The sequence below is a fragment of the Brevibacterium marinum genome, assembly GCF_011927955.1.
Classification (GTDB): Bacteria; Actinomycetota; Actinomycetes; order Actinomycetales; family Brevibacteriaceae; genus Brevibacterium; species Brevibacterium marinum.
Window position 1 is genome coordinate 2,480,676 of the sequence record NZ_JAATJN010000001.1, and the last position, 24,172, is coordinate 2,504,847.

At 63.8% G+C, this 24,172-nt stretch carries 19 protein-coding genes; 14 read left to right on the top strand and 5 right to left on the bottom strand.

Annotated elements, in window-relative coordinates; genetic code table 11:
- Positions 1 to 61 precede the first annotated feature (61 nt).
- The 10 genes from ftsZ to nrdR all read left to right on the top strand — a co-directional run bounded on the left by ftsZ (position 62) and on the right by nrdR (position 11,321).
- Complete coding sequence (gene ftsZ / locus BKA07_RS10930; protein WP_209043944.1) at positions 62 to 1,234, top strand: cell division protein FtsZ; 1,173 nt, start codon at positions 62 to 64, stop codon at positions 1,232 to 1,234.
- Between the two features lies 1 nt (position 1,235).
- Entirely contained in the window at positions 1,236 to 1,994 is a 759-nt protein-coding gene (gene pgeF, locus BKA07_RS10935; RefSeq protein WP_167950924.1) for a peptidoglycan editing factor PgeF, read from the top strand.
- A 76-nt stretch (positions 1,995 to 2,070) separates the two neighbouring features.
- Positions 2,071 to 2,580 carry a cell division protein SepF gene (locus BKA07_RS10940; RefSeq protein ID WP_167950925.1) on the top strand — a complete coding sequence of 170 codons (510 nt, stop codon included), beginning with the start codon at positions 2,071 to 2,073 and terminating at the stop codon, positions 2,578 to 2,580.
- A gap of 225 nt (positions 2,581 to 2,805) precedes the next feature.
- Positions 2,806 to 3,105 carry a YggT family protein gene (locus BKA07_RS10945; RefSeq protein WP_167950926.1) on the top strand — a complete coding sequence of 100 codons (300 nt, stop codon included), beginning with the start codon at positions 2,806 to 2,808 and terminating at the stop codon, positions 3,103 to 3,105.
- A gap of 258 nt (positions 3,106 to 3,363) precedes the next feature.
- Positions 3,364 to 4,185, top strand: a complete 822-nt coding sequence (locus BKA07_RS10950; RefSeq protein ID WP_167950927.1) for a DivIVA domain-containing protein — start codon at positions 3,364 to 3,366, stop codon at positions 4,183 to 4,185.
- 133 nt (positions 4,186 to 4,318) lie between these two features.
- The gene (locus BKA07_RS10955; RefSeq protein WP_167950928.1) at positions 4,319 to 4,864 is read left to right on the top strand and encodes a signal peptidase II; all 546 of its coding nucleotides are present in this window, start codon (positions 4,319 to 4,321) and stop codon (positions 4,862 to 4,864) included.
- A complete protein-coding gene (locus BKA07_RS10960; RefSeq protein WP_167950929.1) occupies positions 4,857 to 5,780 on the top strand; it encodes an RluA family pseudouridine synthase in 924 nt (307 codons plus the stop codon). Before BKA07_RS10955 ends, BKA07_RS10960 begins: the two co-directional genes overlap by 8 nt.
- Positions 5,781 to 5,960: 180 nt before the next feature.
- Positions 5,961 to 9,470 (top strand): DNA polymerase III subunit alpha, encoded by a 3,510-nt coding sequence (dnaE, locus tag BKA07_RS10965; RefSeq protein WP_209044220.1) that lies wholly within the window; start codon positions 5,961 to 5,963, stop codon positions 9,468 to 9,470.
- Between the two features lie 40 nt (positions 9,471 to 9,510).
- Positions 9,511 to 10,821, top strand: a complete 1,311-nt coding sequence (gene hisD / locus BKA07_RS10970; protein ID WP_167950931.1) for a histidinol dehydrogenase — start codon at positions 9,511 to 9,513, stop codon at positions 10,819 to 10,821.
- 2 nt (positions 10,822 to 10,823) lie between these two features.
- Positions 10,824 to 11,321 carry a transcriptional regulator NrdR gene (gene nrdR / locus BKA07_RS10975; protein WP_167950932.1) on the top strand — a complete coding sequence of 166 codons (498 nt, stop codon included), beginning with the start codon at positions 10,824 to 10,826 and terminating at the stop codon, positions 11,319 to 11,321.
- Positions 11,322 to 11,635: 314 nt separating this feature from the next.
- On the opposite strand, the gene BKA07_RS10980 is transcribed toward nrdR, so the two are convergent.
- Positions 11,636 to 13,846: a HelD family protein gene (locus BKA07_RS10980; protein WP_167950933.1), complete on the bottom strand. Its 2,211-nt coding sequence runs from the start codon at positions 13,844 to 13,846 to the stop codon at positions 11,636 to 11,638.
- A gap of 87 nt (positions 13,847 to 13,933) precedes the next feature.
- A complete protein-coding gene (locus tag BKA07_RS10985) occupies positions 13,934 to 14,725 on the bottom strand; it encodes a fused MFS/spermidine synthase (RefSeq protein ID WP_167950934.1) in 792 nt (263 codons plus the stop codon).
- Positions 14,726 to 14,889: 164 nt separating this feature from the next.
- Between BKA07_RS10985 and BKA07_RS10990 the strand changes: the two genes are divergently transcribed.
- Positions 14,890 to 16,155: a DUF4192 family protein gene (locus tag BKA07_RS10990; RefSeq protein ID WP_167950935.1), complete on the top strand. Its 1,266-nt coding sequence runs from the start codon at positions 14,890 to 14,892 to the stop codon at positions 16,153 to 16,155.
- A 248-nt stretch (positions 16,156 to 16,403) separates the two neighbouring features.
- The gene (locus BKA07_RS10995; protein ID WP_425339354.1) at positions 16,404 to 17,783 is read left to right on the top strand and encodes an RNA polymerase sigma factor; all 1,380 of its coding nucleotides are present in this window, start codon (positions 16,404 to 16,406) and stop codon (positions 17,781 to 17,783) included.
- A 133-nt stretch (positions 17,784 to 17,916) separates the two neighbouring features.
- Here the strand turns inward: BKA07_RS10995 and BKA07_RS11000 are convergent, their stop codons facing one another.
- Positions 17,917 to 18,768: an N-acetylmuramoyl-L-alanine amidase gene (locus BKA07_RS11000; protein ID WP_167950937.1), complete on the bottom strand. Its 852-nt coding sequence runs from the start codon at positions 18,766 to 18,768 to the stop codon at positions 17,917 to 17,919.
- 124 nt (positions 18,769 to 18,892) lie between these two features.
- Here BKA07_RS11000 and BKA07_RS11005 point away from each other — a divergent pair, with 124 nt between their 5' ends.
- Complete coding sequence (locus BKA07_RS11005; RefSeq protein WP_167950938.1) at positions 18,893 to 21,004, top strand: DNA gyrase subunit B; 2,112 nt, start codon at positions 18,893 to 18,895, stop codon at positions 21,002 to 21,004.
- Between the two features lie 82 nt (positions 21,005 to 21,086).
- Here BKA07_RS11005 and BKA07_RS11010 read toward each other — a convergent pair whose 3' ends face one another.
- Both BKA07_RS11010 and BKA07_RS11015 read right to left on the bottom strand, forming a co-directional pair.
- Positions 21,087 to 21,980: a M56 family metallopeptidase gene (locus BKA07_RS11010; protein WP_167950939.1), complete on the bottom strand. Its 894-nt coding sequence runs from the start codon at positions 21,978 to 21,980 to the stop codon at positions 21,087 to 21,089.
- Positions 21,981 to 21,998: 18 nt separating this feature from the next.
- Positions 21,999 to 22,361 (bottom strand): BlaI/MecI/CopY family transcriptional regulator, encoded by a 363-nt coding sequence (locus BKA07_RS11015; RefSeq protein ID WP_167950940.1) that lies wholly within the window; start codon positions 22,359 to 22,361, stop codon positions 21,999 to 22,001.
- A gap of 235 nt (positions 22,362 to 22,596) precedes the next feature.
- Between BKA07_RS11015 and BKA07_RS11020 the strand changes: the two genes are divergently transcribed.
- On the top strand, positions 22,597 to 24,162 hold the full coding sequence (locus tag BKA07_RS11020; RefSeq protein ID WP_167953133.1) for a cytochrome ubiquinol oxidase subunit I: 1,566 nt from the start codon (positions 22,597 to 22,599) through the stop codon (positions 24,160 to 24,162).
- The last annotated feature ends 10 nt before the right edge of the window (positions 24,163 to 24,172 follow it).

The window sequence follows — 24,172 nt, forward strand, 5'->3', positions numbered from 1 at the left end:
GAAGACTTTTCGAATTTGCACGCAGATGATGCGTGGACGATGCGCCGAAAGAGGAACCGACTTGGCTGAATTCCCACAATCCGGAGCGAACATCAAAGTTGCCGGTACCGGCGGCGGTGGTGTCAACGCTGTGCAGAGGATGATCGACGTCGGGCTGCGAGGCGTGGAATTCATCGCAATCAATACGGACGCCCAGGCCCTCGTGCTTTCGGACGCAGATGTGAAGCTCGAAATCGGACGCGACCAGACCCGTGGACTCGGAGCCGGCGCCGACCCCGAGATCGGACGCAAGGCCGCGGATTCCAGCGAGGAAGCCATTCGCGATGCGCTCGAAGATTCGGACATGGTCTTCGTCACCGCGGGTGAGGGCGGTGGCACAGGCACCGGTGCAGCCCCGGTCGTCGCCCGCATCGCACGATCGTTGGGAGCCCTGACCATCGGGGTGGTCACCCGCCCATTCACCTTCGAGGGACGCCGCCGGTCCGCGCAGGCCGAAGCCGGCATCGCCGCCCTGCGCGAAGAGGTCGACACCCTCATCGTCATCCCCAATGACCGTCTGCTCTCCATCTCCGATCGCAGCGTCTCCGTCGTCGACGCATTCCGCTCGGCCGATGAAGTGCTCCGCTCGGGTGTCCAGGGCATCACGGACCTCATCTCCGTTCCGGGGCTGATCAACCTCGACTTCGCCGACGTCAAATCCGTGATGCAGGATGCCGGCACGGCGCTGATGGGAATCGGAGCGGCCACCGGGGACGATCGCGCAGTCCAGGCCGCGGAATCCGCCATCGCCTCGCCTCTGCTCGAAGCCAGCATCGACGGTGCGCACGGAGTGCTGTTCTGCATCAAGGGCGGTGCCGACCTCGGTCTGTTCGAGGTCAACGAGGCGGCCCGGCTGGTCCAGGAGGCGGCCCACCCGGAGGCGAACATCATCTTCGGCGCGGTCATCGACGACAACATCGGCGACGAATGCCAGATCACTGTCATCGCCGCCGGTTTCGACAACTCCATGTCCGGACAGGAGTCAACGGCCGGCGAGGCGGTTCCGGCGCCGTTGCCCACGACTCCGAACACCACCGAAGCCGAACCCGCCCCCGTCTCGGCGGAGTCCGAGCCAGAAGTCGAAGCCGAGCCCGAGACCCACAGCGAAGAGCACCAGGTCCCGAGCTCCCTGCCCAACGAACGCAGCAGCTCGAGCCTCGACAACGACCTCGACATCCCGGATTTCCTCAAATAAGATGCTGCACTCGAGATTCGTCGTCCCCGGAAGGCTCAACGCCCACGTGGCGTTCACCGACCGGCACGGCGGCTACTCGAGAGGCGACCTGTCCTCGTTCAACCTCGCACGGCATGTCGGCGACGAAGACGAGCTGGTCTCGGCCAACCGCGCCGCATTGGCACAGGTGCTCGGGCTCAGCGGCGAACGGCTGAGCTTCGTCTCCCAGGTCCACGGGACCGATGTTCACGTCATCGATGGTCCTGAACAGCTGCGCGAGACTCCGGCCACAGCCGATGCCCAGGTCACGGTGCGCAGCGGCATCGGCCTGGCCATCATGGTTGCGGACTGCACACCGATCATGCTCGCCGATCCGGAAGCCGGTGTGATCGGTGCGATCCATGCCGGGCGCCCCGGCATGGCAGCCGGGGTCGTTGGTGAAGCGGTTGCGCGCATGCACGGGCTGGGAGCCACGGACATCCACGCTGTCATCGGCCCTTCCGTGTGCCCTCGCTGCTATGAGGTTCCAGCTGCGATGAGGGACGAAGTCGCGGCAGTCGAACCTGTGGCCGCTTCAGTGTCGGTGACCGGAACTCCCGCCCTCGACGTGGCAGGTGCGGTTGCGGAGCAGCTGCGCAGACGAGGCGTGAGCATCGACCATTTCTCACGCACATGCACGAGAGAGTCCGAGGATCTGTTCTCCTATCGGAGACACGGGTCCACAGGAAGATTCGCCGGTGTCGTTTGGCTCCAGGAAGAAAACCCGACGACACACCCATGAGACTGACGCGCCAGGCAGGTCTGTTGAGATAGTTTGGCGGCAGGCGAGGAAGCGCCGAAGGCCGAGGAGAGTAGAAATGTCAGCAATCAAGAAGACGCTGGAATACTTGGGTTTCGTCGAAGAAGAGGACGAGACCGTCGACCGTCGTGATCGTGAGGATCGCCGCGATCGTGAGGTCATCGACACCTATGAGGAGGAGCCTGTCGACGAACACGTCGAAGACGAGGAACGGCCCCCCGCCCAGGTGACGCCGATCCACCCGTCACCGATTCGTCCAGTTGACTCTCCGGCGCCAGGAATCTCCATGAATCGCATCAAGACCATCCACCCCCGCAGCTACAATGACGCCATGGTCATCGGTGCCGCGTTCCGTGAGGGAACCCCAGTGATCATGAATCTCTCCGAAATGGACGAGAACAACTCGAAGCGCCTCGTCGACTTCTCCGCAGGTCTGATCTTCGGTCTGCACGGATCCATCGAGCGCGTCACCAACAAGGTGTTCCTTCTCACGCCCGAGAACATCGAAGTCAGCGGTGAGAACGAATCTGATCCGGACGCCCAGGCGAGCTTCTTCAACCAGAGCTGATCCGCTCGACTTCCCGGGGGCGTTCGCCCGACTTCGGGCCGTTCTCTCGGGAGAACGGGATGGTGGCCCGGAGGGCCGGGTGCTCACTCCCGGAGAATCGGGTTGTCCACCCGCGGCAATCGGGTTGGTCACTCGCGGAATGGGGAGTGTTCTGATCCCATCCTCAGCTCGAGCGTATAAACTGGGGCTGACAGTTAAGCATCAAGGAAAGGCACGAGGAAACACGTGGCCATCATCTTCTACATCCTCGGCACCGCGCTCAGTCTCTACGTCTACGTTCTGCTGGCGCGAGTCGTCCTCGATCTCGTGCAGGTCTTCTCGCGCGACTGGAAGCCCTCAGGATTTCTGCTCGTCCTGGCAGAGATCGTCTACACTCTGACCGATCCGCCTCTGCGACTGCTGCGCAAGGTGATTCCGCCCCTGCGCCTGGGACAGATCTCTCTCGATCTGGGCTTCATCGTGCTCCTGATCGGAATCCAGATCCTCGCATCCGTTCTGTTCAACCTCTCCCGGGTCAGTGTCTGAGCCACGATCGTCGGTTCGCTGCACTGCGTATCAAATCGGTTACACGACTGTTACATACTTCACGATGAATCACCAGCGATGATGCTCAGTTCGCGGAACTGATCCGAATATTGCTAGGCTCGATTATTACAACTTCGTCATACGAAGGCGTGGCACGGCTTTACTGCAGGACAAAACCGCAGGTGTTACGCTAATGTGACGTTGAAGCCGTCTATACGGCGGCAGCGTAATGAATGTAGATCGACCAAAGGTGACCTCATGGCGCTCACGCCTGAAGACGTAGTAAACAAGCGGTTCCAGCATGTGAAGTTCCGCGACGGGTACGACCAGGATGAAGTCGACGATTTCCTCGACGAGGTTGTCGTAGAGCTCCGCCGTCTCTACCAGGAGAACGACGAACTTCGTCAGAAGCTCTCCACCGCCGAACAGCGCGTCAAGGACGCTGGCGCTGGCGGCGCTGCCGCACCCGCGCAGGACATCGATGCGACTCAGGCCATGCCTGCAGCGGTGCCGTCCACCTCCTCGCAGAAGAACGACGAGGCGCCGAAGCAGTCACAGGCTCCCGACGCTCCGCCAGTTGCAGAACCTACGGAACAGTCCACGGCACCCGTGGTCAAGGAAGCGGCTCCCGCACCGCAGACCAACGCCCCGAACGAATCGGCCAACGGCGCAGCACCTGCAGCGGCGGGTACCGCCGCCGGTCTTGGCATCGGCGCGGGCATCGGAAGCGGCGACGGGGACGCTCACGGGCTCATCGCCTTGGCACAGCGCGTGCATGACGAACACGTGGCAGAGGGCGAACGTCGTCGCGACGAACTCATCAAGGGCGCCGAAGCCGAGGCCTCCGACATCGTCGGCAAGGCGGAGACGAAGCGCGACGAGACCCTGTCGACCTTGGAGTCGCAGAAGTCGACGCTGGAGCGTTCGATCGATCAGCTGTCGAACTTCGAACGTCAGTACCGCACACGTCTGAAGAGCTACCTCAACGATCAGCTGCGCGATCTCGAGAACTCCACGAGCCTGGCTCCGGAGACCCTCGAAGGCAACACCTTCGGCTCATCGTCGAATCACAAGCTCTGATCCGCCGGCACAGACAGTCAAGGTCCGGGAACTCGAACGGGTTCCCGGACCTTGTTCTTGCCCGAGTCGGAGGTGCCGCGGGTGGACGCCGAGGCGTCTTCGACCCGGGCACCTGTGAGTTAGAATGAGCCAAATGAACGATGATGCCACTGAGGCCAGACCCCGTCGGCGCAGAATGCTGGGGATGCTGTTCGGCATCGCCGTGATCGTGCTCATGGTGGACCAGTTCACCAAGTTCCTCGCAGTCACCTTCCTGGAAGGTCGCGAGCCGATTGCCGTCATCGGCAACCTCGCCGGATTCAACTTCTACCGCAATCCGGGGGCGGCTCTCGGGCTCGGGGCCGGAGTGACTTGGATCTTCCCGCTGATCGCGCTGGCCGTGTTCGCGGTGATCATCATTCTGTCGAGGAAGCTGGGCTCGATCACGTGGGCCGTCGGACTCGGTCTGCTGCTCGGCGGTCTGTTCGGCAACCTGATCGATCGTCTGTTCCGTCAGCCGGGGTTCCTCCACGGAGCGGTCGTCGACTTCATCGACCTGTCATTATTCATCTGCAACGTCGCCGACATTGCGATATCCGCAGCGGCCGTCACCCTCGTGGTGACCAGCCTGAGAGGCGTCGAACTGGACGGAACGGATTCCAAGCGCACGAGCACGATCGGAGAGGACACACATGGCTGAACGTTCGATTCTGGTACCCGAAGGCCTCGAAGGCCAGCGGGTGGATTCGGCACTGTCGAAGCTGCTGGGGCTCTCCCGGACCGCGGCCGCCGACATCTGCGCCGAGAGCGGTGTCCAACTGGCCGGGCGCGTCGTCGCGAAATCCGACCGGGTCGAAGCCGGAGAACGCCTCGACATCATGATGCCCGAACCCAACAGGCCGCTCGAAGTCGTGCCGGACCCGGTTCCCGGGATGAAGATCGTCCACGACGAAGAGTCCTTCGTCGTCGTCGACAAACCCGTCGGCGTCGCTGCCCACCCGGCACTGGGTTGGAAGGGACGCACCGTCGTCGGCGGTCTCGCCGCCGCCGGGTACCGGATCGCCACGTCCGGGGCCGCGGAACGACAGGGGATCGTCCAGCGACTCGACGTCGGCACCTCCGGCCTGATGGTGGTGGCGAAGAGCGAATACGCCTACAGCGTGCTCAAACGTGCCTTCAGAGAGCGCACTGTCGAGAAGACGTACCACGCGGTCGTCCAGGGGCTGCCGGATCCGGTGCTGGGCACCATCGATGCGCCGATCGCGCGACATCCCCGGCATGACGGGCTCTATGCCGTGCACAGCGGGGGAAAGAACGCCATCACACACTACGAGGTCCTCGAAGCGCATCGACGGGCCGCGCTGGTCGAGGTCCACCTCGAGACGGGACGAACTCACCAGATCCGCGTCCATTTCGCAGCGACGAAGCATCCTTGCGCCGGTGATCTGCCCTACGGGGCCGATCCCGTGCTGGCTCGGGACCTCGGCCTGGAGCGTCAGTGGCTGCATGCCGTCAAACTCGGATTCCATCACCCCGATTCCCAGAAGTGGGTGGAATTCGAGAGCGGTTACCCGGCGGATCTGCAGGACGCCATGGATCGCATCCGCACACCCTGAACACGGTCGCAGGGGTCTGCCGAAAAGGGGTGCAGAGGTCTGCTGAACGGGGTCGCAGGGGTCTGCTGAGCGAGCCGTCGATGGTCTAAGCTGGGGGTCGCACCACAGGTCACATCAGAGGGAAGGCAGCCAGTGCCGACAGACGATTTCGTCCATCTTCACGTCCACACCGAATACTCCATGCTGGACGGGGCGGCGCGGCTGACCGACCTGATGGCCGCGACCAAGGCCTCAGGGATGTCGGCCATCGCGACGACCGACCACGGCTACCTCTTCGGGGCATTCGACTTCTGGTCACAGGCGATCGCCGCCGACCTCAAACCCATCATCGGTGTCGAGGCCTACGTCACTCCGGGAACGGATCGGCGTGACAAGACAAGGGTGAAGTGGCGCACCGATGAGTCGCAGAAGCGCGATGACCTCTCCGGCGGCGGTGCGTACACTCATATGACGCTGCTCTCGCGTAACAACACGGGCATGCGCAATCTGTTCAAGGCCTCGTCCTACGCCTCCCTCGACTCGGTCTTCAGCAAATGGCCGCGCATCGACCAAGACCTCCTCGAGACCTACTCGGACGGACTGATCGCGACCACGGGTTGCCCCTCCGGCGAGATCCAGGTCCGCCTGCGCCTGGGCCAGTACGAAGAGGCCAAGGCTGCGGCCGGCAAATACCGTGAGATGTTCGGCAAAGACAACTACTACGTCGAACTCATGGATCATGGGCTCTCCATCGAGAAACGGGTGACGAAGGACCTGATCCGCCTGTCGAAGGAGATGGACATTCCGCTGGTCGCCACCAACGACCTGCACTACACCCACGAATCCGATGCGAAGGCGCACGAGGCGCTGCTGGCCATCCAGTCAGGATCGAAACTCATCGAACCGACCTATGACCAGGGAGGGTCGCGCTTCGCGTTCTCGGGTTCGGGCTATTACCTCAAATCGGCGGCGGAGATGCGTGCGCTGTTCTCGGAGTTCCCCGAAGCCTGTGACAACACCCTCGAGATCGCCGAGAAATGCGAAGTCTCCTTCGACACCTCGGCGAACTACATGCCGAAGTTCCCCTGCCCACCCGGCGAGGACGAAACCTCCTGGCTGGTCAAAGAGGTCCAGAAGGGACTCGAATACCGGTACCCGAGCGGAATCCCCGACGATGTGCGCAAACAGGCCGATTACGAACTCGACATCATCATCTCGATGGGCTTCCCCGGATACTTCCTCGTCGTCGCCGACTTCATCAACTGGTCGAAGGACAACGGCATCCGCGTCGGCCCAGGGCGCGGTTCGGGCGCGGGCTCCATGGTCGCCTACGCCATGCGCATCACCGACCTCGATCCGCTCCAGCACGGGCTGTTCTTCGAACGCTTCCTCAACCCGGACCGTGTCTCCATGCCCGACTTCGACGTCGACTTCGATGATCGTCGCCGCGGCGAGGTCATCGACTATGTGACGAGGAAATACGGCGACGAACGAGTGGCGATGATCGTCACCTACGGCACGATCAAAACCAAGATGGCGCTCAAGGACTCCGCACGAGTCCTCGGCAAGCCGTTCTCCATGGGAGAGCGGCTGACCAAGGCGCTGCCGCCTGCCGAGATGGCCAAGGACATCCCGCTGGCCGATATCGAGAATCCGGAATCGAAGCGCTACAACGAGGCAGGGGAGTTCAGGTCCTTCGTCGACTCCGACTCGGAGGCACGTGAGACCTTCGAGACCGCGAAGGGCATCGAGGGCCTGAAACGCCAGTGGGGCGTGCACGCTGCCGGCGTCATCATGTCCTCGGACCCGATCATCGACGTCATTCCGATCATGCGCCGCTTCCAGGACGGTCAGGTCATCACTCAGTTCGACTACCCCACATCCGAGGGTCTCGGACTGATCAAGATGGACTTCCTCGGACTGCGAAACCTCACGATCATCTCCGACGCGGTGGAGAACATCAAGTCCAATCGTGACTACGACCTCGACCTCGAACACCTCGACCTCGACGACCACGGTGCCTATGAGCTGCTCTCCCGCGGTGACACTTTGGGTGTGTTCCAGCTCGACGGCGGCGGACTGCGGGCACTGCTGCGGCTGATGAAACCGGACAACTTCGAAGACATCTCCGCAACGATTGCGCTCTACCGTCCGGGCCCCATGGGCGCCGACTCCCACACGAACTTCGCCCTGCGCAAGAACGGTCAGCAGGAAGTCACCCCGATCCACGCGGAGCTCGAAGAGCCGCTCAAGGACATTCTCGACACGACATACGGCCTCATCATCTACCAGGAGCAGGTGATGGCGATCGCGCAGAAGGTCGCCGGCTACTCCCTGGGACAAGCAGACATCCTCCGTCGTGCCATGGGCAAGAAGAAGAAGTCGGAGCTGGACAAGCAGCAGGTCGGCTTCTTCGGCGGAATGAAGGAGCGCGGCTTCTCCGAGGAAGCCTCTCAGGCACTGTGGGACATCCTGCTTCCGTTCTCGGACTACGCCTTCAACAAGGCCCACTCGGCGGCCTACGGCCTTGTGTCCTATTGGACCGCCTTCCTCAAGGCCCACTACACGGCGGAATACATGGCGGCCCTGCTCACCTCGGTGGGCGACAACAAGGACAAGCTCGCCATCTACCTCAACGAGTGCCGACGGCTGAACATCACGGTGCTGCCGCCGGACGTCAACGACTCCGCACTGCACTTCACCCCGGTCGGCGGCGACATCCGCTTCGGGATGGGGGCGGTGCGCAACGTCGGCGCCAATGTCGTCGACGGAATCGTCGAGGCCCGCGAGGAGAAGGGCAGCTACACCTCCTTCACGGATTTCCTCGACAAGGTTCCCAGCCATGTCTGCAACAAGCGCACGATCGAATCACTCATCAAGGCCGGCGGCTTCGATTCCCTCGGCCAGACCCGCAGATCGCTCGTCGAGGTCCATGAGGAAGCCGTGGACTCGGTGATCGGGGTCAAACGTCAGGAGGCCAACGGCCAGTTCGATCTGTTCGCCGGGATCGGCGGAGACGACGATGGGCCGAGCTTCTCGGTGACGATTCCGGACCGGCCCGAATGGGAGAAGAAGGAGAAGCTCGGATTCGAGCGAGACATGATCGGTCTCTACGTCTCCGATCACCCCCTCAACGGTCTCGAAGGCGTCCTCGCGGCCGAGTCGGAGGCCTCCATCGCCGAGGTGGTGGATCCGGAATCCCACCGCCACGACGGTTCGCAAGTCAAGATCTGCGGCATGATCACTCAGGTCACCCGCAAGGTGTCGAAGAACTCGGGCAAACCCTATGCGATCGTGACCGTGGAGGACCTCGAGGCCGAGGTGGAGGTCATGTTCTTCGGCGACACCTATGAACCCGTGGCGAGTCTCCTGGCGACCGACCTCGTCATCGCACTGACAGGGCGCATCCGCCTCTCGGACGAGAGACCGACGTCGATGATGGCGATGTCGATGACGATTCCCGATGTCACCGACCCGAAGGACCGGCCGCTCAATCTGATGCTGCCGATGGAGAAGGCGACCGAGGACATGGCGTCGAAGCTGCGCCGAGTCCTCGAATCGCACAAGGGTCAGACCGATGTGCACCTGGTGCTCGCGCAACCGGGCAGGCAGACCGTGATGCGCCTTGACCGCGCCGTCCGCGTCGACCCGAATCCGAGCCTGTTCGGCGACCTGAAAGCGCTGCTGGGATCTCGCTGCCTGAGCGCCTGACACCCGGGCGGCGAGCACGGACACGGGTACGGGCACTAGAATGGTGCGGGTGAACATTCTGGACTTCCGCGGCGAGAGCCTGAGCAAGAGATTCCTCAAGCAGAGGCTGCCCCGTGCTGCCGAGGCGCATGCTGATGTCGAACGCCGAGTGGCCGATCTTCTGGCCGAGGTGCAGACCGGGGGAACGCGCGCCGTGAAGGACTTCACGAAGCGATTCGACTCGGTCGAACTCGAGTCCGTGCGTGTGCCCGCCTCCGAACTGAAGCGCGCCGAAGACGAACTGGACCCTGAGGTCAGAGCAGCCCTGATCGAGTCGATCGCGCGGGCCAGAAAGGTCGCCGACGATCAGAGGCCCGCTGACGTCCGCACAGAACTCTCTTCCGGCGCGCACGTGACCACACGGCACCTGCCGATCGAACGGGTCGGCCTCTACGTGCCCGGAGGGCTCGCCGTCTACCCGTCGACGGTCGTGATGAACGTCGTGCCGGCGCAGACGGCCGGCTCGTCCTCGCTGGCCATCGCCAGCCCCCCTCAGGGCAATGGGCTGCCCCACCCCACCGTGCTCGCCACGGCCCACATCCTCGGCATCGACGAAGTGTGGGCGATGGGCGGGGCTCAAGCCATCGGCGCTCTCGCCTTCGGGCTCGACGATGAGGAGCAGGTGGCGCCGGTCGATCTCATCACCGGGCCCGGCAATGCCTATGTCGCCGCCGCGAAGTCGCTCGTGCGCTCCCAGGTCGGCATCGACGCGGTCGCCGGACCCACTGAGATCATCATCCTTGCCGATGAGACGGCGGACCCGGCGTTCGTCGCCGCCGATCTCATCAGTCAGGCCGAACATGATGAACTCGCCGCCTCCGTCCTCGTCACCGACTCCACCGGGCTCGTCGACCGAGTGCGATCCGAGCTCGCCGCCCAGGTGCCGAGCGCACACCACCGGGAGCGGATCGACACAGCCCTGTCCGGTCGGCAATCGGCGATCGTGCTCGTGGACGACCTCGATGCGGGCATCCAGGTCGTCAACGGCTATGCGGGAGAGCACGTCGAGGTCCACACGGCCGAGGCCCACGCGGTGGCGGGCCGGATCACCAATGGGGGAGCAGTGTTCGTGGGGGATTGGGCACCGGTGTCGCTGGGCGACTACTGCGCCGGGTCGAATCACGTCCTGCCCACCATGGGCACCGCCGCCCACGGCTCCGGTCTTGGAGTGCATTCATTCATCAAGGTCAGTCAGGTCATCGACTACGACAGGTCGGCCCTCGCCGAGGTTGCGGAGCACGTCGAGGCGCTGGCGGCCAGCGAGCAGCTTCCCGCCCACGGTCGGGCGGTCAGCATCCGGTTCGAGGAGTAGATATGCGTTGTCCGTTCTGTCGTGAGTCAGATTCCCGCGTGGTCGATTCGCGGACCAGTGAGGATGGCGCCGCCATCCGCCGCAGGCGTCAGTGCCGTCATTGCGGACGCCGTTTCACGACGATGGAGGCGACCAGCCTCTCGGTGATCAAACGCTCAGGTGTGACCGAGGAATTCTCGCGTCAGAAGATCATGTCGGGTGTCCGGAAGGCCTGTCAGGGACGCCCCGTCAACGAGGACGACCTGGCGAAGCTCGCGCAGAAGGTCGAAGAGGACATCCGCTCCAAGGGAATCGCAGAGATCGATGCCGACGAGGTGGGGCTGAGCATCCTCGAACCCCTGCGTGAACTCGACCAGGTCGCCTATCTGCGCTTCGCCAGCGTCTACCAGGGTTTCGATTCCCTCGAGGACTTCGAAGCCGCGATCGACTCGCTGCGTGCCGATGCCGCGCTGAAGTCGGGAGACGCCAGGCAGGCGACGCCGGAAGATTTCCACGGCTGAGGGAATCTGCCCAGAAATCTGTGGACCGAGTCGACCAGTGCGTCGATAATTGTGTAACATTGTCAGTGCGCGCTTAGGCGCGCGGCCGCTTGCGGTTCGGAGGGGAAGCCGGACCGTCAAGCGGCCTTTTACGTTCTTGCTGCAATCGTGACGGACAATGACGAAGCCTTGACTGACAACGACGGAGGGCACATCGGAGACTGTCTCCGATGTGCCCTCCGGTCGATCCCCAGACGCTCCGGCTGCTCTGAGATCGTGGTCATCGCCTGCGCTGCGTTCGGGCTGCCGCCGGGCTGCCCTGAGATGGGGCCGTCTCAGCCGTCGATGAGATCCGTCAGCTCGGTCACCGTCGCGGCCAGAATCCGCAGACGGTCGGTTGTGCGCGTCAGCGAAACGTAGAGAGCACCGACACCGTCCTCATGTCCCTCCGGGGCGATACTTCCGGGCTCGACGATGATGACGGAATCGAACTCGAGCCCCTTCGCCTGTTGGGCACTGATGACCGCGATCTGATGGTCGAGTCCGATGACGGAACGGCCGATGTCGAACTCGTCGAGCACCTCGGCGACGGAATCGATGAGGTGATCGGGAGCGATCACTGCGATTTTGCCGCCCGCGACGGCCTCCACTTCCTCCGCGACGGCGGGGACGAGCGCATTCACCGCTTCCGCAGCCGAGGCGAATGAGTCGAACCGCGGGGCGGGTCCGCCCCGCCGCACGGACTCGACGAGTTCGAGCTGCGGGAAATGACGATGCAGGTAGCGGTTCGCCAGGTCCATGACCGTCTGAGGGGTGCGATAGGAGACCGTGAGCACCTGCAGAGCGTAACGGTCGCCGACGAACTCGGACAGAATGGAATCCCAGGTCCGGGTGTTGTCGACGCGCGAGGATTGGGCGAGGTCGCCCACCACGGTCGCCGACTTCGACGGGACCCGACGGAAGAGGATCCGCCACTGCATGGGGGTCAGCTCCTGGGCCTCGTCGACGACGAGGTGGCCATAGGTCCATTCGCGGTCGTCGATCGCACGCTCGGCCAGGGTGACCGACGGAGCTTCTTCCTCCCACCTGGCGGCCAGCGTCTCCGCGTCGATGAGGGACGAGGTCTCCGTCATCTCAAGGACCGTCTCGGCGTATTCTCTGGCGGACTCATCGCGTGCGGCAGTCTGCTGCGGACTGTTTCCCAACAGCTCCGCGAGCTCATCGAGGAGGGGGACATCGTCTACGGTGAGTTGGGCATCGGGCGAGCGGATCAGCCTTTCCTGTTCGGCGGGGGAGAGCAGGTGCCCGGCCGCGGCCTGCAGCTTGTGGGGTTTGGACAGCAGGGTGCGCAACGCACCGGAGGGACTGATGGGGAACCACGCGAGGTTGAGCGCGCGTCGCACGTCCACGCTCGAACGCAGCTCCTCCATCAGTTCCGGCAGCCGCTCACCGGCACCGTCGAGACCCATCTCACGCGCCAGATCCTCAGCGAGGGACTTGAGCAGGCCGGAGACGAAGCCGTTCCGGGCGGCATTGTGGGCATCACCGGTGCGCCGAGCCCGATCGCGGGCCGCACGCACATCCCGGCGTCGGAGCCAGATGTTGTGCGAGCCCACGCGCAGCTCTTCGTCGTGGTCGGGGATGCGCTCGTAGTTGGCGATGTGGGTCTTGAGCACCGTCGCCATCTGGGACCGGCCCTTGATCGCCGCGATGTCCGCATCATCGGAGATCTCCGTGTCGAGGCCCGGATAGAGCTGGCCCGGTGTGAGCAGAAGCGCTCCGGTCTCGCCGAGGCTGGGCAGGACCTTCTCGATGTACTTGAGGAACACGGGGGAGGGCCCTACGAGGAGGACTCCCGATTTGGCGATGCGCTCCCGATGTCGGTAGAGGAGGTAGGCCGCTCGGTGCAGCGCGACCGCCGTCTTGCCCGTTCCCGGCCCGCCTTGGACCACGAGCACGCCCTGCAGTGGTTGGCGGATGATGGCGTCCTGTTCGGCCTGGATGGTTGCGACGATGTCGCCCATCCTGCCGGTGCGGTGATTGGTCAGGGCCGCGATGAGCGCTCCCTCACCCTGCAGATTCGACCGTTCGTCATCGTCGAGGGCCTCGATGTCGAGCACATCGTCTTCGAGGTCCGTGACCCTGCGGTTCTTCGTCACCAGATGGCGACGCCTCACGACTCCCTCCGGATTGGCGGCCGTCGACTGGTAGAAGCGTTCCGAGGCCGGTGCCCGCCAGTCGATGAGGATCTGCTGACGGTTCTCATCGGTGAGTCCGATCCGACCGATGTAGCTCGGTTCGGGCTCGGAGCTGAGGTCGAGGCGGCCGAAGCACAGTCCGTCCTCGGCGCTGTTGAGGCGGATCAGCTGGTCCTCGTACAGGGTGGCGAAGGCATCTCGCTCACTCCGGTGCTGATGGTTGCCGCCGACTTCGGAGGCCCTCACCGTCCCCAACCGGTCCGTGGTCTCATCTCGCAATTCGTCGAGCCGTGCATAGAGCTCGTCGAGCTTGGTCTGCTCGACGCGTAATTCTGAAGTCTCGGTCATCTCACCTTCTTGGGTCGGCATTCAATTATGCCGAACTTTTTTCACCGGGAGTAGTCAGACGGACCTATTCTTTGCTGGTGCGATCGGTCACAGTCCCAGTCGCGACCGCAGCGCGTTCCCCGTGAGGAACGTCGCCATGGTCGGTGCGGTGCGCAGACTCCGGTCGAGCTCTGAGGTGGAGAGCGCGGAGGCGGCGGCGATGACGACCACGTTCCCGCGCCTTCGGCCCTTGAGGATTCCTGGTTCGGCCGCCACAGCGACATGACCGAAGGCAGAATGCAGCAGCTCGAGCTCGGCTCTGAGGGTGCGGTGGTCCCCGGCATCGGGGACGTTGGCGATGTAGACGCCCGAGTCCTTGAGGATGCGTGCGCAGGTGGTGACGAACTCGGAAGTCTGCAGGGAAGGCGGTACCCAGTCGTGATCGAAGGCGTCGCGGACGAGGACGTCGAGAGTATCGGGCCGGAACTTCTCGACTTCGAGCGCGCCGTCTCCTGCACGCAGCGCCAACGCAGGCGAACGTGGCAGATCGAACCAGGTGCGTGAGTAGTCGAGGAGGACTGGGTCGATGTCGATGGCCGTCTGCTTCGAACCCGGGCGCTGGGCGTGCAGGGCACGAGCGAGCGCGCAGCCGGCGGCACCGATATGGACTGCTCGCAGCGGCCCGGGCGCGAATTGGACATCGATGATCCTCGACATCCAATCGAGGTATTCGAAGTCCAGTCGGGTCGGATCGCCCAGCGTGATCGACGAGGACGGCACCCCGTTGACGTGCAGAACATAGCTGTCGACCTCCCCATCGACCTTCTCGAGATGCGCTGTGCCGGTCGAGACATCGACGACTTGTGAGTGGGGTGCTGTGTATATCCGTCGTTTCGCCACCCCTCACTTCTATGCCAGTTGCTCAGCCGAGGCAATTCGACGCCCGGGCGCGTGGGGATATCGTGGCGCACTCGTGTGCCTGGGGCCTGTGGATGCTCGGAGCGTGTCCACAGGGGCTCTGCTCGCTCTGGTCAGCCGGGGTGGGGACGGGCTGAAGTGATGGCATGCAGACGAAAGCGAAGACAGCAGAAGACCTCATCGGAATCGTCCCCCACACCCTTGGCTATGTGCCGCAGGAGAGTCTCGTGGCCATCATTGTGGGAACCGACGAACACGGTTTACAGACATGCGCCACGACGCTGCGGGTCGACTTCGACCTGGAGACTGCGGCCCATATCGTGGCGGAGGGCGGACAATGGTTCAGTCGGCTCATCACCGGAGCGTGCACCGCCACCGGCGTGTTCCTCGTCCTCTACGACCCCCGATATCTGAATGATCCTCACGACCTGAACTATCCCCAGGACCACGGCTCCGACTCCCTACGGTCCCCCGGCGACCACGGACGGGGCGCCGATCCTTCCGCCGACGTGTCTTCGGAAGAGCCTGACTGGGATGACGAATACCCGCGTGTCCACAGAGATCTCATCCGAGCGGCGATCGATGAGATCGCACTGTCGCTGGGAGACTGTGGGATCGACACGCTGAGCGCCTGGTGGGTCAGCGAAGGCCGATTCGGCCGCATCGACGACGATGGGGCGTCGAGCACGGGCCTCGAAGCCGCCTCGGCGTCGGCATGCGCAACCGAGCTCGTCGCGGCCGGGTCCTCTCCTGCGGGGTCACCGCAGGAGCTCGTCGTCGGGCCCGTATCGGCGGCGGAGTTCGCCGACAGAAGGGGTCACCTGGACGGTGAGTGGCTGAGCATCGAGGACGGCTTCGATGTGCTCTCGGCCATCTACCCGCGGCTGGCTCGACTGCGTGAGGGAGAGGACGCCCTTGACCACGGCGCCCTGGCCGAACTCATGACTCTGCAGACGGTCATGGCGATCGATTCCCTGCTGGTCGAGAAGTGGTCCCGAGACGCCTTCGAGATGATCCTCAGCTTCGATCACCCGAACTTCACGCCCGAAGACATGGACAGATGCCGACCGGGAAAGCTGCATCTGAGGGCGTGGAAGTACGCGAAGTCTCCGCAGGCGGCCCAACACATGGTAGGGCTGTCCCCGCGTGCACCCCGGCCCCGCGATGTTCAGTTGGGCATCGAGTTCCTCAAGACCTACATCCCCCTGGGCCATCCCGACGTTCGTGCCGCTGCATATGCTGTGATCGCCTGGTTCGAATGGTCGTTGGGCGGTTCCACGATGGCCGAGCACTACGCGCGGGCGGGGCTCGCACTCGACTCCGAGAACTCGATGGCCTCGCTGGTCCTGGACGCCGTCGAACACGGGTATCTCCCACGGTGGCTGATGTCGGCCCATCGGGATCTCGGCTGACCGGTTCGCTCCGACCTCCGGTCCGAGCCGATGGAGGCGGCGCACGCTCTGTCGGATGAGGCGGTGCACATTCTGCCGGATGAGGCGGCGCATGCTCCGCACGCGCGTCCGCGGCCCAATTCGCCAAGCCGGGAATATCGTGCGAAAATTGAGTGTTGACCCTGTCATAGCATCATGGGCGGACTATGTGTTCCCCACGGGCCCGATCTCCGGACCTCTTGACATGGGTCTTAGTAGTGTCCTGGTGCATTCGAGAAGTTTCAACGCTCGCGAAAGGTGAACACGTGCCGAGAGTCGACAAGGAATCCACGACGGTGACGGAGAAGTCGGAGGGGACGGCCGCCAAGACCTCCACCGGTGGGTCCAAGACCGCTGCGGCCTCGAAGGGAGCCAAGAAGACCACTGCGGCCAAGAAGACGACGGCCGACAAGTCTGCCACGACGAAGTCCACGGCGGCAAAGGTGGCGAAGGAGGCCGCGTCGAAGAAGACGACGGCTAAGGCCACCGAGACGAAGAAGACCGACGACGTGCTCGAGACGAGCGAAGTCGTCGAACCGGCAGCGGACGCACTTGCCACCGAGCAGAGTCCCGCCGAGGCGACCGAGACGAAGAACTCCGAAGAGAAGGAGAAGAACGCCGCCGTCACGGAGGCGGGTGGCTTCATCGTCTCCGACACCGATGAGGAGGACGCACCTGCGCAGCAGGTCATCTCCGCAGGTGCCACCGCGGACCCGGTCAAGGACTACCTCAAGCAGATCGGCAAGGTCGCACTGCTCAATGCGGCCGAAGAAGTCGATCTGGCCAAGCGCATCGAGGCGGGAATGTACGCCGAGCATCTGCTCAACGAGGGCGAGATCCCCGAACCCCGTGAGTCGATGGACTACAAGTGGATCGTCCACGATGGACGGATCGCGAAGAACCACCTGCTCGAGGCGAACCTCCGACTCGTCGTCTCGCTGGCCAAGCGCTACACCGGCCGAGGAATGCTCTTCCTCGACCTCATCCAGGAGGGCAACCTGGGTCTCATCCGTGCGGTCGAGAAGTTCGACTACACGAAGGGCTTCAAGTTCTCGACCTACGCGACGTGGTGGATCCGTCAGGCCATCACTCGCGCCATGGCGGACCAGGCCCGCACCATCCGAATTCCGGTGCACATGGTCGAGGTCATCAACAAGCTTGCACGGGTCCAGCGCCAGATGCTGCAGGACCTCGGCCGCGAGCCGAGCCCCGAAGAGCTCGCCAAGGAACTCGACATGACGCCGGAGCGCGTCGTCGAGGTTCAGAAGTACGGCCGCGAGCCGATCTCACTGCACACCCCGCTCGGCGAAGACGGTGACTCGGAGTTCGGCGACCTCATCGAGGACTCCGAAGCTGTCGTGCCGTCCGACTCTGTCAGCTTCACACTGCTGCAGGAGCAGCTGCATTCGGTCCTCGACACCCTGTCAGAGCGCGAAGCCGGTGTCGTGTCGATGCGCTTCGGCCTCAACGACGGACAGCCGAAGACCCTCGACGAGATCGGCAAGGTCTACGGTGTGACACGTGAGCGGATACGTCAGATAGAGTCCAAGACAATGGCGAAGTTGCGGCACCCCTCACGGTCACAGGTGCTGCGCGACTACCTTGACTGAGTTCCGAATCTCCTGACGCCCGCCCGGCACTGAGCCTGCGCTGCGGTGATCGCCTGTGGACGCGGAACCCCGCGACCACAGGCGATGGCTCGTCAGTGGCCGGATCCCATCCGTTCCGGACCGTCGGCGAACCTCAGTACCACTCCACGACTCCGCGCATCAGGGCGTCGGCGTATTTCCTCTGACCGGCTTCGGACTCCATCATCGTGGCCTCACTGGGATTGCGCATCTCGCCGCACTCGACGATGACGGCGGGCACCGAGGCATTGTTGAGTCCGCCCAGATCGGGCCGACGGCTGATCGCGTTCTTCCCGTAAGCCCGGTTCGGAGTGAAGGGATCGGCCATCGCTTTGCTCATCGCCTTAGCCAGCCTGTTCGATCCGTCCTCTGCCTCATCGGAGGTGCCCGGGTCGGCGACGATGACGTGGAATCCCTTGGACTGCGTCGATTCGCTGCCATTGGCGTGGATGCTGACCATGAGGTCGGCGTCATCGGCGAACGTGCCGCGTTCGTCCACACAGGGGCCCACGCCGTCGTTGTCCTCGCGGCTCATGACCACCTCGGCGCCGGCGTCTTCGAGTTCGGCCTCCAGCATCTGCCCGACGGCCCAGGTGAAATCCGTTTCGGGAAAGCCGGAATCGGTCGCGGTCCCAGTGGTGTTGCACTGTTTGGTTCCGCCTCGCCCATCGGGGACCTGCCGGGCGATCTCATCGGGGTGTGAGGCATTGCCGCCGTTGTGGCCGGGGTCGATGGCGATCGTGCGTCCGCTGAGGTCGACGCCCGCGTGACTGGTCTTCTCAGTCTTCGTCGAAGTCTCCTTCTCAGCGCTCTGGCCCGAGCTCTGGGATTCGGAGGCTCCCTCCGGCACCACCGGTGAGGGCGAGGACGACTCGGGGCTCGGCGGATTCGACCCGCAGCCGACGAGTCCCTGCAGTGTGAGGAAAGTGCAGAGGAAAGGAATCAGGGTGCGACGACTGGTAGACATGGTGTCATTGTTCCAGCAACGGCCCGCGAGCGGGGTCTCGGGCGATTCGCAGGGAGACACGGCCCGCAAAGGCTGAGCCGGGAGCGGTACAGCGATTAGAATTTAATCGAACGAGAGGAAACGTGTGGAAGAGGAAAGCTACGGTGCCAGGCACCTGTCCGTGCTGTCGGGCCTGGAAGCGGTTCGCAAGCGGCCGGGGATGTACATCGGGACCACTGATTCCCGAGGGCTGATGCACTGCCTGTGGGAGATCATCGACAATGCCGTCGACGAGGCCCTGGGCGGCTTCGGCGCATCGATCCGCATCGAGCTCGAACCCGATGGCTCGGTGGCGGTCTCGGACAGCGGCCGCGGGATCCCTGTGGACATCGAACCCAAGACCGGCCTGACCGGCGTCGAAGTCGTCCTGACCAAGCTCCATGCGGGCGGTAAGTTCGGTGGCAGCTCCTATGCCGCATCCGGCGGCCTGCACGGAGTCGGCGCTTCGGTCGTCAATGCGCTCTCGGCCCGGCTCGACGTCGAGGTCACACGCGGGTCGAAGGTCCACAAGATGTCCTTCCGCCGAGGTGTTCCCGGGCGGTTCGACGATTCCTCCGGCCCGCCCAGTCCCGAGCATCCGTTCGAAGAGTTCCGCGAACCCACCGGTCTCGACATCGTCCGCAAGGCGAAGAGGGGAGTCACGGGCACCCGGGTCCAGTACTGGGCCGATCCGGAGATCTTCCTGTCCAAGGCCGAATTCGACTACCAGCACCTCGTCGAGCGCGCCCGTCAGACTGCGTTCCTCGTCCCCGGACTTGAGCTGCGCATCGAGGACCGTCGGGGAGTCGCCCGTGACGAGACCGGTGAGGTCATCGCCGAACGCGTCGAGGTCTTCCGCTTCGACGGAGGGATCACCGAGTTCGTCGATCATCTGTCGATCGATCCGCCCATCACCGATACCTGGCGTCTGCAGAACACCGGTCAGTTCAGCGAGACTGTCCCGGTGCTCGACTCCTCCGGACATCTGGTCTCGAAGGAGGTCGAACGTGAGGTCGGCGTCGACATCGCCCTGCGGTGGGGGACCGGATACGACACGAAGGTCAAGTCCTTCGTCAACGTCGTGTCGACTCCCCAGGGCGGCACCCATCTGGCCGGATTCGAGCAGGCGAGCCTGAAGGCAATGCGCAAGGCGGTCGAGGCCAACGCGCGCAAGCTCAAACTGGGCAAGGACAAACTGGAGAAGGACGACGTCCTGGCGGGCCTGACCGCTGTGGTCACCGTTCAGCTGGCCGAACCGCAGTTCGAGGGGCAGACCAAAGAGGTCCTGGGCACCGCCGCCGTCAAGCAGATCGTGGCGAAGACCGTCGAGAAGCAGCTGGGTGCCATCCTGTCCTCGACCAAGCGCGCGGAGAAGCAGCAGGCCGCAGTGCTCATGGAGAAGGTCGTCGCGGAGGTGAAGTCGCGCATCTCCGCTCGCACTCACAAGGAGAACCAGCGGCGCAAAACGGCGCTCGAGGCATCGTCCCTGCCGGCCAAACTCTACGACTGCCGTGACAACGGCGTCGAGGACACGGAGCTGTTCATCGTCGAGGGCGATTCGGCGATGGGCACGGCGAAGGCCGCGCGCAACTCCGACCATCAGGCCCTGTTCCCCATTCGCGGCAAGATCCTCAACGTGCAGAAGGCCACCCTGTCCGACATGCTGGCCAATGTCGAGTGCGCCGCCCTGATCCAGGTCATCGGGGCCGGTTCCGGCCGCAGCTTCGACATCGACACGGCCCGCTACGGTCGTGTCGTGATCATGACCGATGCCGACGTCGACGGTGCTCACATTCGCACGCTGCTGCTGACTCTGTTCTTCCGCTATATGAAGCCCATGGTCGAACAGGGGCGGGTGTTCGCCGCTGTGCCTCCGCTGCACCGGGTGGAAGTGGTCACGAAACGGGGGACGCCCAACGACATCGTCTACACCTACACCGAGGCGGAGCTGCATGCACTGCTGAAGAAGCTCGAGAAGTCGAAAAAGACGTACAAGGAGCCCATCCAGCGCTACAAGGGTCTCGGGGAGATGGACGCAGACCAGTTGGCCGAGACGACGATGGATCCGAGCATGCGCACCCTGCGTCGTGTCACGATGGCCGACGCCGAGGCGGCCGAGACCACGTTCGAACTTCTCATGGGTGCCTCCGTCGGGCCGAGGAAGGAATTCATCGTCTCGGGAGCGGCGGCCCTTGACGCCGAACGCATCGACAGCTGAGGGCACAGCGGTCGGCTGACGGTACCGCGGTCAGCCGAGCGCACCGCTGTCAGCTGAGCGCACCGCTGTCAGTCGGTCGTTCTCAGAGCCCCGAGGTCACGGGGGCGAACAGCAGCAGGCTGGGCACGAACAGCAGCCCGACGGCGATGAGCACCGACATCACCCTGACGGGTATCCGCGTCGGGTCGATCGGGCGCGAGAGCCGCTCGACCCGCTGGGCGGAGAGTTCGCTTCGATGGTCCGGGCTGATATCGGCCGCGCTGCGCACCGCCCTCGCCAGGATCTCGGGGTCGACACGTTCGCGCGCCTGATCATCGGCCATGAGCTCGATCAGCCCGTTGACCGAGTTGAGGCCGATCGCCGTCGCGGAGAAGAACGGCAGAGCACGGTGCCACGCGGCGAAGGGGATGACGAGGACATCGTGGCGAAAGTCGAGGTGCGCCCTCTCATGGGCGATCACAGCCGCGCGCTCCTCGTCACTGAGGACCTCGAGCAGACCCGTGGAGACCACCGCGGTGCCCTTGCGTGGACCCTGCGGCAGGCAGTAGGCCACCGCCTCGTCAGAGGCGATGATCCGAGTATCCGGGTAGGTGGCGGAGGGTTCGCTGAGCAGATGCAGGATCTCATCATGGCGGATGCGGGTTCTGCGCGCCGAATAGAAGGTCAGTGCCAGACACCCGAGCAGTCGCCCGATGAGCAGCACGGCGATGATGAGGAAGATCCAGGCGACGACGGAGAGCTGTGCATGTGAATGCCCTCTGACGAGCTGCCAGAGACCTTCGGGCAGGCTGTGTGAGGCCGGTGCCACGGCGAAAGCCAGAGCCGTTCCGATCAGGGAGAGTCCGCCGGAGAGTCCGACCGCCTGCCACAGCACGACCTTCGAGATGGGATCCCCGCGAAAACGCGAGAGCGCGGCCGGAACCGGCCATGCCAGGAGAACAGCCAGTACTGCGAGGGCGGATCCCACGATGCTCATGCTCGTGTACGACCTGCGTCAGGAATTGGCTGAGTGATTGCGTCCGAGAATGTTGCGCAGAGCCTTCGTGTCGGCTTCCGAAACGGTGCCGAGGAAGCGGGCGAGGACCGCCTGGCGATCAGGGGCCTGAGACAGAACTTCGGTCATCAGCTCTGCCACATGGTCTTCGCGCGTTGAGACCGCGAGGTAGCGGTGCGGGCGGATGCTGCGGTCACGCGTGACGAACCCCTTCTTCTCCAACCGAGTCAGGACGGTGTGGACGGTGGTCAGCGCCAGATCGCGTGAGGCCAGGGCGTCGCGGAGTTCGGCCGCACTCAAGCCGTCGTCATGTACCCAGATGGCGTCCATGACGCTGCGTTCGAGTTCGCCGAGTGTTCCCACGGTGTCCTTGTCCTTCGAGGTGATGGTTCTGTCTACGCCTCAGTCTAACTCTACAAGCTGTCGAATTCCATGTGAGATCGACCGCGGTGCCCTGTGAGCGGACCTGTCGGGCGACGCGAAGTGCTCTGATACGTGGGATCTCGAATGGCGAGAGCTTGCGGAACTACCTTCTACGCACTGTAGAATTCTACGTGTAGTAGAAATTCGGTCTTCCATGAACGGAGTACCCATGGACCTGGATCCGGTCCTCATCGGACGTTGGCAGTTCGGCATCACCACCGTCTACCACTTCTGGATGGTCCCGCTGACTCTCGGCCTCGGCATGCTCGTCGCGATCCTGCAGACCATGTACCACCGCACGGGCAACGAGATGTACCTGCGCAGCACCAAGTTCTTCGGGAAGCTCTTCCTCATCAACTTCATCATGGGAGTTGCGACCGGTCTGGTCCAGGAGTTCCAGTTCGGCATGGCCTGGAGCGAGTACTCGCGCTTCGTCGGGGATGTGTTCGGCGCACCGCTGGCACTGGAGGCGCTGCTGGCGTTCTTCCTCGAATCCACGTTCCTCGGTCTCTGGATATTCGGCTGGGGTCGACTGCCGCGTGCGGTCCATCTGGGCAGCCTCTGGTGCGCCGTTATCGGCTCGTGGATCTCCGCCTACTTCATCATCGTCGCCAACTCCTGGATGCAGCACCCGGTCGGTGTGGAGATGGTCGACGGAAGGCCGGTGATGACCGATGTCTGGGCCGTGATGACGAACAACACGGCGCTTGCCGCCTACAGCCACGCGCTGTGCGGAGCCCTGGCCGTGGGCGGCAGCTTCCTGATCGGCATCTCCTGGTATCACCTGTACCGTCGGCGAAAGGACGGCATCGACACGATCGGAGCTGACGGGAAGGTCGTCGTCGGCGCAGCTGCGGATGTGCCCGGCCGTGACGCGTTGGATCACCAGGTCTGGATTCGGTCTCTGCGCATCGGCGCGATCGTGGGCATCGTCGCCTTCGTCGGAGTGGCGATCACCGGCGACATCCAGTCGAAGCTTATGTTCGAACAGCAGCCGATGAAGATGGCCTCCGCCGAGGCTGCCTGCCACGACGGCACCGAGTTCTCGGTGCTCACGATCGGTGATCCCGCGTCGAACGACTGCGACGGGGTGGAGAACGTGTTCGAGATTCCCGGGCTGCTGTCCTTCCTCGCCAAGGGGGACTTCGACACCCCGGTCCACGGAGTCACGACCCTGCTGCCCGACTATCAGGAGAAGTACGGCACCCATCTGCCCGAAGACGAACGCTACGGACAGCACTCGGGCGAGAAGATCGACTACCAGCCCATCATGATCGTCACCTACTGGGGATTCAGGCTGATGATCGGATTCGGCATGATCGCGGCCGGTGTCAGCGCCCTGAGCCTGTGGCTGACCCGGAAGGGCACTGTTCCCGCCTCGCCCTGGCTGAAGCGCGGTGCGCTGCTGGCGATCACCGCCCCGTTCCTCGCGAACTCCGCGGGCTGGATCTTCACGGAGATGGGACGCCAGCCGTTCGTGGTCGCGCCCAATCCCGCCCAACTCGACGGGGTGTACATGTTCACCCAAGCCGCGCTGTCACCCGAGCTGACTCCCGGGATGCTGCTGTTCTCGCTGATCAGCCTCAGCCTCGTCTACGGCATTCTCATGGTCGTCGAACTCCGCCTGCTCATCGTCTACATCAGGGGAGGGGTCGCCTCGGCGATGCCGGAGCTCGCGAAGACCAACCACACCCCGCGGATCACGAACGACGAAGACGACGTCCTGTCGTTCGCGTACTGAGGAGAAGAAA

Bases quoted from the DNA above. Each gene is read 5' to 3' on its own strand.
- pgeF (WP_167950924.1), top strand. From the start codon at position 1,236: ATGCTGCACTCGAGATTCGTCGTCCCCGGAAGGCTCAACGCCCACGTG.
- BKA07_RS10940 (WP_167950925.1), top strand. From the start codon at position 2,071: ATGTCAGCAATCAAGAAGACGCTGGAATACTTGGGTTTCGTCGAAGAA.
- BKA07_RS10950 (WP_167950927.1), top strand. From the start codon at position 3,364: ATGGCGCTCACGCCTGAAGACGTAGTAAACAAGCGGTTCCAGCATGTG.
- BKA07_RS10955 (WP_167950928.1), top strand. From the start codon at position 4,319: ATGAACGATGATGCCACTGAGGCCAGACCCCGTCGGCGCAGAATGCTG.
- BKA07_RS10960 (WP_167950929.1), top strand. From the start codon at position 4,857: ATGGCTGAACGTTCGATTCTGGTACCCGAAGGCCTCGAAGGCCAGCGG.
- dnaE (WP_209044220.1), top strand. From the start codon at position 5,961: ATGCTGGACGGGGCGGCGCGGCTGACCGACCTGATGGCCGCGACCAAG.
- hisD (WP_167950931.1), top strand. From the start codon at position 9,511: ATGGTGCGGGTGAACATTCTGGACTTCCGCGGCGAGAGCCTGAGCAAG.
- nrdR (WP_167950932.1), top strand. From the start codon at position 10,824: ATGCGTTGTCCGTTCTGTCGTGAGTCAGATTCCCGCGTGGTCGATTCG.
- BKA07_RS10980 (WP_167950933.1), bottom strand. From the start codon at position 13,846: ATGACCGAGACTTCAGAATTACGCGTCGAGCAGACCAAGCTCGACGAG.
- BKA07_RS10990 (WP_167950935.1), top strand. From the start codon at position 14,890: ATGCAGACGAAAGCGAAGACAGCAGAAGACCTCATCGGAATCGTCCCC.
- BKA07_RS11000 (WP_167950937.1), bottom strand. From the start codon at position 18,768: ATGTCTACCAGTCGTCGCACCCTGATTCCTTTCCTCTGCACTTTCCTC.
- BKA07_RS11010 (WP_167950939.1), bottom strand. From the start codon at position 21,980: ATGAGCATCGTGGGATCCGCCCTCGCAGTACTGGCTGTTCTCCTGGCA.